The organism is Streptomyces corynorhini, assembly GCF_003346515.1.
Lineage (GTDB): Bacteria > Actinomycetota > Actinomycetes > Streptomycetales > Streptomycetaceae > Streptomyces > Streptomyces corynorhini.
In genome coordinates, this window is record NZ_QQNA01000007.1 from 1 (window position 1) to 12,525 (window position 12,525).

The window sequence follows — 12,525 nt, forward strand, 5'->3', positions numbered from 1 at the left end:
CCATCGCGTGCCGCAGCCGGGCGCCGAAGGGAGCCGAGGGGGCAGAGGGGGGCAGGGGTGCCCGGCTGCGGCACGCGATGGACACCCGCGGCCCGCTCTGCGTCGGCATCGACCCGCACGGCTCGCTGCTCACGGACTGGGGGCTGACCGACGACATCGCGGGCCTGGAGCGCTTCACCCGTACGGTGGTGGAGGCGCTGGCGGACCGGGTGGCCGTGCTCAAGCCGCAGTCCGCTTTCTTCGAGCGCTTCGGCTCGCGCGGCACCGCCGTCCTGGAGAAGGCCGTCGCGGAGGCACGGTCGGCCGGGGCGCTGGTGCTGATGGACGCCAAGCGCGGCGACATCGGCTCGACCATGGGCGCCTACGCGGCGACCTACCTCGACCCCGCCTCGCCGCTCTTCTCGGACGCGGTGACCCTCTCCCCGTACCTCGGCTTCGGATCGCTGCGCCCCGCGCTGGACGCGGCGCGGACGGCCGGCTGCGGCGTCTTCGTCCTGGCCCTGACGTCCAACCCGGAGGGCGCCGAGGTACAGCGCGCCACCGGCGCCGACGGCCGCTCCCTGGCCGCGGTGATGCTCGGCCACATCGCGGCGGAGAACGCGGGCGCCGAGCCGCTGGGCGCGGTCGGCGCGGTCGTCGGCGCGACGCTCGGCGACGCCGGGGTGGATCTCGCCGTCAACGGGCCGCTGCTGGCCCCCGGCATCGGCGCGCAGGGCGCGACCCCCGCCGATCTCCCCGGCCTGTTCGGCGCCTCGGTGGGCAACGTGGTGCCGAGCGTCAGCCGGGGCGTGCTGCGCCACGGTCCCGACGCCGGGGCCCTGCGGGGCGCCGCGGAGCGTTTCGCGGACGAGGTGAGGGCGGCGGTCGGCGGGGCCTGAGGAGGCCGGTGGCCGGTGAAGCGGGAAGACGGATGTCCGGGATCCTGTCCAAAAAGTTGGGCAAAATGCCTCAAAAGTCACCACTGATCGATGCTGACCAGGACTTTTCGTCTGTTCTCGCTGACTCGGGCGGCCTTGGCCGCTAGTCTCCGTCGAGAGCCAACGTGCAGTGCGTTGCCCGTTGCTCGCCTGGTGTGGAGCGATCAGGTTCCGCACCGGTCCGTATCCGACAGTTCGACATCCGAGGTGACGTAGGCGTGGCTCTTCCGCCCCTTACCCCTGAACAGCGCGCAGCCGCGCTCGAAAAGGCCGCCGCGGCTCGCCGGGAGCGGGCCGAGGTCAAGAATCGACTCAAGCACTCCGGTGCGTCGCTTCATGACGTGATCAAGCAGGGCCAGGAGAACGACGTCATCGGGAAGATGAAGGTCTCCGCCCTGCTCGAATCCCTGCCCGGAGTGGGCAAGGTCCGCGCCAAACAGATCATGGAGCGGCTCGGCATCTCAGAAAGCCGCCGCGTCCGCGGTCTCGGCTCCAACCAGATCGCCTCCCTGGAGCGCGAGTTCGGCGGTAAGCCCGCCTGACGTTCCCGGGCACCCCCGGGAACCTGGATAATCGCTGCATGGCAGCAGAGGTACGACCGCGGCTGACCGTGCTCTCCGGCCCCTCCGGGGTCGGCAAGAGCACGGTCGTCGCGCATATGCGCAAGGTCCACCCCGAGGTATGGCTCTCGGTGTCGGCCACCACGAGAAAGCCGCGCCCCGGCGAGCGCCACGGCGTCCAGTACTTCTTCGTCTCCGACGAGGAGTTCGACAAGCTGGTCGCCAACGGTGAACTGCTGGAATGGGCGGAGTTCGCGGGCAACCGTTACGGCACCCCGCGTCAGGCGGTCCTGGACCGGCTGGCGGCGGGTGAGCCCGTACTCCTGGAGATCGATCTCCAGGGGGCCCGGCAGGTCAAGGAGTCCATGCCCGAGTCCCGGCTGGTCTTCCTGGCCCCTCCGAGCTGGGACGAGCTGGTGCGCCGCCTCACCGGTCGCGGCACCGAGTCGGCCGAGGTGATCGAGCGCCGACTGGAGGCCGCGAAGGTGGAACTGGCCGCCGAATCGGAGTTCGATACGACGCTGGTCAACACCTCCGTCGAGGATGTGGCGCGCGAGCTGCTAGCCTTGATGTCAGTTGCGTGATCTTTTGTGTGCTGTCCGGATTCCGGGGCGGCGCCGAAATACTCGGCCCGCGACCCGCGATCCCGTAGTACGCAGCAGTGCGCGACCACCTGTTTTTCCCTGAATTTTCTTCGGAAGGCAAGAGAGTGTCCTCTTCCATCACCACGCCCGAGGGCATCATCAACCCGCCGATCGACGAGCTGCTCGAGGCCACGGACTCGAAGTACAGCCTCGTGATCTACGCGGCCAAGCGGGCGCGCCAGATCAACGCGTACTACTCGCAGCTCGGTGAGGGCCTGCTCGAGTACGTCGGTCCGCTGGTGGACACCCACGTCCACGAGAAGCCGCTCTCGATCGCCCTGCGCGAGATCAACGCGGGTCTGCTGACCTCCGAGGCCATCGAGGGCCCGGCCCAGTAGGCGTCCCACAGCACGGATTTCCACCCCGGCTGCTCGCAGCACGGATTCGCACAGCACATTTTCACAGCACAGAGTTTCACAGCGCGGATTCGCACAGCATGGATTCGTACAGCACGGATTCGTACAGCACAGATCTTTCCCACAGGCCCGGTAGCGCGACTGCCGGGCCTGTGGTGTGTCATGGGACCTGTCACATCCTCGCGGGACGGACGGGTGCTCGCGGGGCCGGCGGAGGAGAGGGACACGGTGGACAGGCCGAAGGTCGTTCTGGGGGTCGCGGGCGGCATCGCCGCGTACAAGGCGTGCGAGCTGCTGCGGCGGCTCACCGAATCGGGCCATGACGTACGTGTCGTACCGACCGCCTCCGCCCTGCACTTCGTGGGCGCGGCGACCTGGTCGGCGCTCTCCGGCCACCCCGTCTCCACCGAGGTCTGGTCCGACGTCCACGAGGTGCCGCACGTACGGATCGGGCACTCCGCCGACCTGGTCGTCGTCGCCCCGGCCACCGCCGACCTGCTCGCCAGAGCCGCGCACGGGCTCGCCGACGACCTGCTGACCAATACGCTCCTCACCGCCAGGTGTCCGGTCGTCTTCGCGCCCGCCATGCACACCGAGATGTGGGAGCACCCGGCGACCCGGGAGAACGTGGCGACGCTGCGCCGCCGTGGAGCCGTCGTCATCGAGCCCGCCGTCGGCAGGCTCACCGGCGTGGACACCGGCAAGGGGCGGCTGCCGGACCCGGGGGAGATCTTCGAACTCTGCCGCCGGGTGCTGGCGCGGGGCGTGCCGGAGCCCGACCTGGCCGGTCGCCATGTGGTGATCAGCGCGGGCGGTACGCGTGAACCCCTCGACCCGGTGCGCTACCTCGGCAACCGGTCCTCGGGGAAGCAGGGGTACGCCCTGGCGCGCACGGCGGCGGCCCGGGGCGCGCGGGTCACCCTGGTGGAGGCCAGTACGGGGATGACCGACCCGGCGGGCGTCGACGTGGTCCACGTGGGGACCGCCGTACAGCTGCGGGAAGCCGTGCTGAAGGCGGCGGCCGACGCCGACGCGGTGGTCATGGCGGCGGCCGTGGCTGATTTCCGGCCGTTGTCGTACGCGTCCGGCAAGATCAAGAAGAAGGACGGCGAGGAGCCCGCGCCCGTCGCCCTGGTCCGCAACCCGGACATCCTGGCCGAGGTGGCGGCCGACCGCGCGCGTCCGGGGCAGGTGGTGGTCGGTTTCGCCGCCGAGACGGACGATGTCCTCGCCAACGGCCGGGACAAGCTCCGGCGCAAGGGCTGTGACCTGCTGGTCGTCAACGAGGTCGGGGAGCGCAAGACGTTCGGCGCCGAGGAGAACGAGGCGGTCGTGCTGGCGGCGGACGGCGGCGAGACGCCGGTGCCGTACGGGCCGAAGGAGGCGCTGGCGGACACCGTGTGGGACCTGGTCGCGCACCGGCTGCCGGCCCCGCCGCGGGACGCCGGCTGAGCGGCCGGGACGACGTCCCGGGTACGGGGGCCCGGGTACGGGTGCGGCGCCAGGCACCCGGCTCGGGCGCGGGGGGCGCGGGGGCGCGTATGAACAGTGTGTTGCGCGGCCCGCACGGGCTGCTTTCGGCCTGCTCCCGGGGACATGTCCGGCAGCCGCCCCGGAACACGGTGAAAACGCCGTAGGGGCCTCTGGCAGGGGCGTTCTCCATGGCCCATAATTCCAGAGCCACGGGGCGCCGGATCTCCCACAGATCGAGACACTTGCCCCCGTGACCCGATTCGACCGATAAAGTGGTCGTGGATCGTCGCGGGGCCGCAGCCCCCCGCCGGTCCGCCAATGATCAGCCAGCAGCCGCTGCAACCACAGGGAGCGATGTGTCCCGCCGTCTGTTCACCTCGGAGTCCGTGACCGAAGGTCACCCCGACAAGATCGCTGACCAGATCAGCGACACCATTCTCGACGCCCTGCTCGAAGAGGACCCGTCCTCCCGGGTCGCCGTGGAGACCTTGATCACCACCGGTCTGGTGCACGTCGCCGGAGAGGTGACCACCAAGGCCTACGCGCCGATCGCACAGCTCGTGCGGAACAAGATCCTGGAAATCGGCTACGACTCCTCGAAGAAGGGCTTCGACGGCGCTTCCTGCGGCGTCTCGGTCTCCATCGGCGCGCAGTCGCCCGACATCGCCCAGGGCGTCGACACCGCGTACGAGAAGCGGGTCGAGGGTGACGAGGACGAGCTGGACAAGCAGGGCGCGGGTGACCAGGGGCTGATGTTCGGCTACGCCTGTGACGAGACCCCCGAGCTGATGCCGCTGCCGATCCACCTCGCGCACCGACTCTCCAGCCGTCTCTCGGAGGTCCGCAAGAACGGGACCATCCCGTACCTGCGCCCCGACGGCAAGACCCAGGTCACCATCGAGTACGACGGCGACAAGCCGGTACGCCTCGACACGGTCGTCGTCTCCTCGCAGCACGCCTCGGACATCGACCTGGACTCGCTGCTCGCACCCGACGTGCGCGAGTTCGTCGTCGAGCACGTCCTCAAGGCGCTCGTCGACGACGGCATCAAGCTGGACACCGAGGGCTACCGCCTGCTGGTCAACCCGACCGGCCGCTTCGAGATCGGCGGCCCGATGGGCGACGCCGGACTCACCGGCCGCAAGATCATCATCGACACGTACGGCGGCATGGCCCGCCACGGCGGCGGCGCCTTCTCCGGCAAGGACCCGTCCAAGGTCGACCGCTCGGCCGCCTACGCCATGCGCTGGGTCGCCAAGAACGTGGTGGCCGCGGGCCTCGCCGCGCGCTGCGAGGTCCAGGTCGCCTACGCGATCGGCAAGGCCGAGCCGGTCGGCCTCTTCGTCGAGACCTTCGGCACCGCCACGGTCGACACGGAGAAGATCGAGCAGGCCATCTCGGAGGTCTTCGACCTCCGCCCGGCCGCGATCATCCGCGACCTCGAACTGCTCCGCCCGATCTACGCGCAGACGGCGGCGTACGGCCACTTCGGCCGCGAACTCCCCGAGTTCACCTGGGAGCGCCGCGACCGCGTGGACGCCCTGCGCCAGGCCGCGGGAGTCTGATCCTCGGTCGCGCCCATGGGGCCCCGGACACCTTGGTCGGACGCTGTTGATTATTCGGGGCCCGACTCCGCCCCGCCGATCGTTGGATCGGCGGGGCGGAGTGCTGCGAAATGAATGGTCCGGGTGCGGGCGAGCGCTGCGCCTGTGAGGTGGGCGTCGATGCGGGAACCGCAGCTCTCGGTGAGGTGGACCTTGTATCCGCCCCAGCAGATGTCGCGCCTCGCGCCGGTGCGGGCCTCGCGTCATAGGGGCTGACCAGGCGCTTCACGCCTTGCGGCCGGTCTTTGGGGCGTGTCGCCGCACCGCGCCGTCAACAATGTGGAAGTGCTGCACCCACACCTCTCGTAGTACTTCCGCCTACGGCATCGCCCGCAGCCCGGAAGGGGCGCCGGGCGAGAACACAGCTTCGAGCAGTCGCATCCCGTGCCTTCCAATCCGCTGGCCGACCTCGGTCCGTTTGGTGCGGGCCTTGGGAAACCGGGAGTTTTCGGCACGGGTGGCCTAATGCCTGAACCAGTCCGGTTCAGCGGCCTTGACCACCCAGTGGAGAGCGGCGGCGAGCGCATTCAGCGCGGCACGCAATGTCTCGGCGACCAACTCCAGCCAGCACAGCTCCCGTGCCGATGACAGCACGTGCGTGGAATCTGTTCGGGCTTTCCACTGCCGGTGAGCAGGCCCTTGTCCCGGGCCGCGGACAGGATTGCGTCCAGCACTCCCGTAGCCCCGCATCCGCCTGGACCAGTCGGTCCCGGACCGCTGATAGCACCGAGAAATCGAACCCAGGATCGGTTAGCTCCAGCCCGAGAGCGTACTTGACGCCGATCCGGGCCCGGACCGCCTCCGAAGCTTGCCGGTTGGTCAGCCCCTCCACGAACTGCAACACCAGCACCAGCGCAAGTCGGCCCGGCGACCAGGATGGCTTGCCCCGCACCGGGAACAGGTCCACAAACGCCGCGTCCTGAACAACGGCCCCAGTTCGTCCCGCACCTGGATCGCCAGACTCCCCTTCGGAACGCGGCCCTGGCCGCCCGCACCGTCTCTGCCGGAATCTCCCCATATTCCATCGGTTGCATCGACATTCGCACCCATCCCACACGACAACGTCGGCCTTCCCACAACCGGGTCTGGAAGGCCGACGTCACGCCCGGCTTCGGAATAGCCAACAGCGTCCTTTGCCGGTGTCCGGGCGCCCCACGGCCACGGTCTGCCGGGAAGAGATCGGATCAGAAAGGAACGGTGGAGTCGGGCGGGGGTACTGTCCCCGGCCCCGCACCGTTCATCCGATGTGACCCCGATGGCCTGGCGGGTTCGGGAGCGTCTGCGGCTTCCGGGTGCGCGCCGTCGTAGTCGTCATGGTCGTCGTACGAGGAGGAAGGTTCTCCGAAGACCCGTCGGATCTGCTCGGACTGATCCCCGTCCAGATGCTCGAATGCTCGCGTCAGCAGATCGGCGACGTAGGTGCTTGTCGCGTCCTGTGGGGAGAGCCCGGCGACCCGCAGAAATTCCACGAGCGCGTGCGCGACCGGCTCCTCTGCCGACGGTTCCCCGGCCGGTGACCCCGCAGGACCGGCCCCGGCGAGATCCCGCTCCATGTCCTGCGGGGGCAACGGCCGCGGTACGAGATGCCGCAACCGCTCCGACACGTCCACGTCGTTTGCGGCCGAGGTGAGCTGCGCCAGCAGACCGAGATCCTTGACTGCCTTGTCGACCCGATCCTCATTGCGGTGCAGCCACCATACGACCGCGCTGCCGGTGTTCCGCAGCACATCCTCGCCGAGATAGGCGCGACGGCTCTGTTCGTACTTGCGCTCGTGCTCCCACACGGCCTCGTCCTTGCGGACGGCCGCGAGCTTGGAGAGCCGAACTGAATCCTCCTCCGCGAGCGTGAGGGTGATGTTCATCGCCATCGCCTGCACCCGGCCGGCCCCGTCTTCCTCCATGGTCGCGAGGGCCCCGTTCAGCTCGTGCTCCACGAGAGAGCTGCGGGAGGGATGCCGGACATCGGTGACACGCCCGGCGCGCGCGAGCACGGCCTCGACGGCGAGCCCGCTCTGGTTGACCGGGGGCGATCCGGCCGGGACGGCCAGCGGGCACCAGCGTACGGTCGCGGACAGCAGGAAGTCGTAGTCGTCGAGCTGACTGGGCAGTGCCACACCGGTGATCCGCAGCTCACGGCGTTCCAGGGGCGGCAGCGGCCGGTCCGGCTCCTGGAGGTACCGCGAGGCGAAGGGGTCCTGCCGGCGCACTGTGAGCCGGACCGCCAGCACGGTCGCCACGATCAGTACGAGGGCCGCGGCCGGCCAGGCCCACACCGGCCAGCGCGTCGAGAAGCCGACGATGGTCAGGACCAGGCCGCAGATGAGAGTGAGAAAGACCGCCACGGTCTTGTGTCCCGAGGTCATGGAGCACTTGCCTCCGTTGTCTCCCGCGTGGATGCCCGACGGGCGCCAGTGGTACGGGCGCGTTGGGCATCGCCGATCATTCCGAGCAACTGTCCGGCCAGAACGGCGGCGCGGCCGTCTCCCGGGGGTTGTGCGACGGCCCAGCGGCGCCTGGCGAGATTGAGCAGCCCGAGCCGGTCGCCACGCCCTTCGCATGCCTTCACCAGCACATGGAGGAACGCATCCCCGTCCCAGAGCTCCCCGCGGGCCGCGTCCAGCCAGGTATGGACCCCCGGCGTCCAACGCTCCACCGGAAGGTCACGGAACACCCTGGCCCACCCCGTGATGAGATCGCGCTGCACTGCGGACTCCGCGATGAGGGGCTGGGAACGGGAACCGGGAGCCCCGAGCGGTCCCGGCTCGCTGAGGGAGAGGAAGAGAGCGGTGTCCGCATCCAGATGGGAGGGGGAGGTACTGGTGAGGCGGTTCAGCATCCGGCGGCGCAGCCGGTGGTCGTTCTTGAGGAGTTCCGCCAGGGCGTCGCGCGCGTGGTGGGTCGTCCTCTCCCGCCGGGCGAGATGGTGCAGGCGCACCAGAGCCTGGTACGGATGGCGCACCGCCATTTCGCCCAGGCAGACGTCGACGAGCACCCGCCGCTGCGCCGGGGAGAGGCGCCAGTCCAGCGCCCAGTCGTAGATGTTCCCACGGAACAGTCGGCCGAACTCGCGGTTCTTCAAGCCGTGCCGGAGGGCGCGGGCCGCCGCGAGGAGCTGGGGCTCGTCGGAGGTACGGGTCCACCGTCGCGAGAGGGTGAGCAGATCGTCGGGGCGACGGCAGGCGAGACACTCCGTCGCGAACCGTTCGACCAGAGCTTCCCTTTCCGGTTCCTCCAGTTCGGTCAGTTTCAGAATCTCGCCGACCCAGTCGCGCAGAGCGTCCCTCAGATCGGGGAAATCGTGCCAGACCCGGGTGCGAACAGCCGCGTCCAGCTCGAACACGCGGAACCTGACCCGGGTCTCGGCGTCGACGTCCGCCTCGATGTCGTCGAGGCGTTCGGTGAGCGGCCGGTGGCGCAGGGCGTGCCGGGTCCGTAGCTCCGGATCGACCGCGGTGTGCAGGAGGGCGGCCGCCCGGTGCACGGCGTCGCTGCGTGCCTCGTGCAGCATCGCCGTTGCCACCAGGAGGGCCCGTGACGCGCCCTTGGTCGTGTCGCGCAAACGGAACTTCGCCTCTTCCGACTGCCCGTCCAGGGCCACGAGTGCCCGGGTGCACCAGGTCGCGAAGGGCAGCCGTGGGTCCTCTCCCGCCGCACGGCACACGTACTGCGAGAATCTGCCCAATTCGGAGAGCGCGGGCCTGGGCCTGCGCTCCAGAAACTCCGTCAGTGCGGGGGAACCGGAATCAGCGGACGTCGGATCGAGTCGGCCTGCACGCATGTGCTTCTTGATGATGTCGAGTTCCTGGTCCGGCGCACGGGCGATCTCCTGGTACAGCTCCGACCTTTCGGAGGCGACGAGGCTCTGTACCTTGTGGGGCAGCACCACCACCAGTGCGGCCCGTCTGCCCGGCAGCGCCGCTCGAAACGCGGAGAGTTCTGCCTGTACGGTCCTCCACCACCGGTCGTCCTTGTCGGAGAGATCGAGCAGCAGCCGACCCTCGTCCTCGATCAGTTCGGGGTCCAGCAGGCGCGAGGAATCCGCGTCGTCCTTCTCCAGCAACAGTTCGTGCATCGTGTGCCCGGCGGGGGCGAGCTTCTGCAGCAGGACACGGGCGGTCGCCGTCCGCCCGTCCCCAGGGGTGCCGTCGAGCAGGACGAGATGGTGTTGTTCCAAGGTCGCGAGTGCGTCGGCGAAGCCCTCCGGCTCCACGAAGCGCTTTCGCAGCCAGCGCAGTTCGGCCTCCGCGATCACCCGGGGCGTCCGGCCCTTCGAGTCCTCCGACAGTCCGCCCGGATAGTAGTGGTTGTGCTGTGGACCCGCTCCTGTGTGCGTTGGTCCGTATGCGTCGTCGATCCGTGTGGTCGTCTCGGTCATCGATCGTCGTCCCGCCGACGGCGAACGTCGCCGAACGTGTTCCGGTTCCCGCCGTCGTGCTGGTCCCCGGCTACGTAGGACGACCCGTCGCCCGTCAGTCGGGGCTCGTGGTGGTGCTGATCGCCCGGTCCGGTGTGCAGGGGGCCGTTGGACTCTCTGATGACCGTGCCGCCGATCCCCCCGATATCACCGGTGATGTCCCTGGTCTGGACGTTGGTGCCGCCGCTGTTCGACCCCATGGTGTTGTGCACGGAGCCAGGCTCCGCCGGCTGCCGCTGCCGCGCCAGCGCCGCTTCCGCCTCGGCCAGAGCCGGGACCTCCACCGCCAGCTCGTCCCCGATCCGCCGCAGGTCGTACTCCGCGTTCTGCGTGTCGTATCGGAAGGACTGGAGCCGGGCCAGTTTGCGCAGCACACTAGGCAGCGCCGAGGCCCGCAACCGCTCGGTCTCGCGGCCGACCAGGACGGGCATCACCGTGACCGTGCTGCGGAATGCCTCAAGGATCTCCTTGCGCACCCAGTCGCCGCGCTCGTGCAGCTGGGGCGACTCGGCCCAGTGCCTGCCGATCACCGCGACCAGCACGGAGCTGTTCGCGACATTGGTCAGTAACTTTTCATCGAAGAGTTGGCCGGGCTTGATGGACGAGCTGGCCCGGAAGATCCGTCCCTCGCCGAAGCGCCGGGTGAGGGCCTGTTCGAGGGCGACCGCGGTCTCTTCCCCGTCGTGGGTGCGGTAGTTGATGAAGACATGGGTCATGGCGTGCTGGTCCTCTCGTCCGGTGTGTGGTGCTTCGTGACGGCTGCGCGCCCTAAAGTGCGAGTGCCGTGGGGGAGAGCGCGAACGTCAGCAGGGGCGCCAGCTCCCGTACGGCTGGATTCCTCGGGTGGCGGCCCAGGGTGCGCGAGAGCCTGCGGAGGTCCTGGGCGATGGTCGCGGACGCCACGGTGTGCGCCGTGCTCAGCAGCTCGCGGGTGTGCGCGCAGGCACGGTCGATCTCCCCGGTCAACGCGTGCGCGAGTGCCCGCCTCGCGCCGTAACGCGCCTGTGTCCGCAAGGCCTTCGCCGGGATTCGTTCGATCTCCTCGTCCAGGATCTGCGCCGCCCGGCGGGGTTGGCCCAGGTCGAGCAGGCACCAGCCGGTGATCATCGCCACTGGGTCGCGCAGATGGGTCGTACCGATGACCGGCCCTGCGGTTCCCTGCTCCGTCTCCGCTCTGTCGAGCAGCTCACGCGCCTGGTCCAGGGCATGCAGGCAGGCTGTCCTGTCCCCGGCGAGCGCGTACCCCTGAGCCTCTCGTTGGGCGGCGAGACCACGGACGCGGTACGGCAGCCGGTTCGCCCGCGCGCCTCTGGCCAGGTCGATCGTGTCCGTGGCGTCGCCCCGGTAGTAGGCCACCAGCCCTCTGCGCACCAAGGCGTACGAGGCGAGGCTCGCGTCGTCGGACTCGGCGCTCAGCTCCACCGCGTACTCTGTCCAGCGCAGCGCGGCGGTGTCCGCGCCGGCCTCCTGCGCCATCCACCCGGCGAACTCGGCGTAGCGGGCGCACAGGGTGAGCAGTCCACGGCCGGTGCGGGGACCACTACGGGCGGCGAGCGCGCGCAGCGTGCGGGTCTGCTCCGCCAGGGCGGGCAGGACGGCGCCCGGCGGCGCGGTCTGCCCCAGCCTGCGGAACTGGTCGAACAGCGCTGCGGACGCATCGAGGAGCGAGCTGTCCGCCAGGGCCGTCGCAGGCAGAGCCGAGGCCGGGGTCGCCGCCGCGAGCAAGGAGCCGGCGCCCACTCCCAGCACCTGCCGTCGCCCGGGAGGAGCCCACGACGAAGGCAAGGGATGATCGCTGGAGACGGCGGACTTCTCGCCGCGCCGGGTCTTCGGTACGAGAGCGATTAGCGCGCCCCGCTGGCCCAGCGCCGCGTCACAGAGACGGGCCAGCTCCGCGCCGGGGCGTTGGTGTCCCGTTTCGACCTTGCTGAGCTGACTCTTGCTGTAGTGGATGCGCCGGGCGAGTTCGACGAGTTTCACACCGCTCGCCAATCGCGCCTCCCGCAGTTTGCTGCCGAAGGTGGAGGGCTGTTCCAGCACGTGGGTTCCCCCTTGTCGATTTTTCTGACCCGGCGGCTCGGTCAGCCGTCCGTCGTCGTCTGCCAGCGTCGTGCGAGCGAGGTCATGGCGGCAAGACGGCCTTGCGGGTTTCCCGTTTCCAGTTGGCCTGTGGCCCGATGGACCTTCCCCGTCGCGTCACCCCGCGGGGACGAGAACCGCGCGGGCGCGGCACTGTCCGTGGCATCTGGTAGGTATGAGGCTGTGAGCAGCGACGACAAGCAGTCCGGGGAGCCCGCCGGGGGTGGGCCGGAGCAGCTTGCGCTGATTCGGGAGAGCGTGCGCAAGGCGAAGGTGCCGCGGGCCAAGCCGAAGACGTGGCGGGGGGCCGCGCTGGCGGGGGAGTTGCCGGTGGCGCGGGTCGTGGTGAACAAGGGGGTGCTGCACCTCGACCAGTTCTTCGACTACGCCGTGCCCGAGGAGCTGGACGAGGCGGCGCAGCCGGGCGTGCGGGTGCGGGTGCGGTTCGGGGCCGGGGCGCACCGGGTGCGTGGGGGGC

At 69.8% G+C, this 12,525-nt stretch carries 11 protein-coding genes and 1 pseudogene; 7 read left to right on the forward strand and 5 right to left on the reverse strand.

Annotation, left to right across the window (positions count from 1 at the left end):
• Positions 1-77 precede the first annotated feature (77 nt).
• From pyrF to metK, 6 genes are all read left to right on the forward strand, one after another.
• Entirely contained in the window at positions 78-878 is an 801-nt protein-coding gene (pyrF, locus tag DVH02_RS01615) for an orotidine-5'-phosphate decarboxylase (protein WP_114621851.1), read from the forward strand.
• Positions 879-1,135: 257 nt separating this feature from the next.
• Positions 1,136-1,459 (forward strand): integration host factor, encoded by a 324-nt coding sequence (locus DVH02_RS01620; protein WP_114621852.1) that lies wholly within the window; start codon positions 1,136-1,138, stop codon positions 1,457-1,459.
• Between the two features lie 38 nt (positions 1,460-1,497).
• Entirely contained in the window at positions 1,498-2,061 is a 564-nt protein-coding gene (gene gmk, locus DVH02_RS01625; protein WP_114621853.1) for a guanylate kinase, read from the forward strand.
• Between the two features lie 125 nt (positions 2,062-2,186).
• The gene (gene rpoZ, locus DVH02_RS01630) at positions 2,187-2,459 is read left to right on the forward strand and encodes a DNA-directed RNA polymerase subunit omega (RefSeq protein WP_003970369.1); all 273 of its coding nucleotides are present in this window, start codon (positions 2,187-2,189) and stop codon (positions 2,457-2,459) included.
• A gap of 246 nt (positions 2,460-2,705) precedes the next feature.
• Positions 2,706-3,929: a bifunctional phosphopantothenoylcysteine decarboxylase/phosphopantothenate--cysteine ligase CoaBC gene (gene coaBC, locus DVH02_RS01635; RefSeq protein ID WP_114621859.1), complete on the forward strand. Its 1,224-nt coding sequence runs from the start codon at positions 2,706-2,708 to the stop codon at positions 3,927-3,929.
• Positions 3,930-4,306: 377 nt separating this feature from the next.
• Entirely contained in the window at positions 4,307-5,515 is a 1,209-nt protein-coding gene (gene metK, locus DVH02_RS01640; protein ID WP_114621854.1) for a methionine adenosyltransferase, read from the forward strand.
• 134 nt (positions 5,516-5,649) lie between these two features.
• On the opposite strand, the pseudogene DVH02_RS01645 reads toward metK, so the two are convergent.
• The 5 genes and pseudogenes from DVH02_RS01645 to DVH02_RS01665 all read right to left on the reverse strand — a co-directional run.
• A pseudogene (locus tag DVH02_RS01645) lies at positions 5,650-6,594 on the reverse strand (transposase); the annotation flags it as partial.
• 144 nt (positions 6,595-6,738) lie between these two features.
• Positions 6,739-7,917, reverse strand: coding sequence for a hypothetical protein (locus DVH02_RS01650; protein WP_114621855.1), 1,179 nt, complete (start codon positions 7,915-7,917; stop codon positions 6,739-6,741).
• Positions 7,914-9,929 (reverse strand): nSTAND3 domain-containing NTPase, encoded by a 2,016-nt coding sequence (locus DVH02_RS01655; protein WP_114621856.1) that lies wholly within the window; start codon positions 9,927-9,929, stop codon positions 7,914-7,916. The genes DVH02_RS01650 and DVH02_RS01655 overlap by 4 nt, the downstream gene beginning before the upstream one ends.
• Complete coding sequence (locus DVH02_RS01660; protein WP_114621857.1) at positions 9,926-10,684, reverse strand: toll/interleukin-1 receptor domain-containing protein; 759 nt, start codon at positions 10,682-10,684, stop codon at positions 9,926-9,928. The genes DVH02_RS01655 and DVH02_RS01660 overlap by 4 nt, the downstream gene beginning before the upstream one ends.
• 52 nt (positions 10,685-10,736) lie before the next feature.
• Positions 10,737-12,008: a helix-turn-helix domain-containing protein gene (locus tag DVH02_RS01665; protein WP_114621858.1), complete on the reverse strand. Its 1,272-nt coding sequence runs from the start codon at positions 12,006-12,008 to the stop codon at positions 10,737-10,739.
• Positions 12,009-12,230: 222 nt separating this feature from the next.
• Between DVH02_RS01665 and DVH02_RS01670 the strand changes: the two genes are divergently transcribed.
• The coding region (locus DVH02_RS01670) for a primosomal protein N' family DNA-binding protein (protein WP_456113483.1) at positions 12,231-12,525 on the forward strand (295 nt) is incomplete at its 3' end.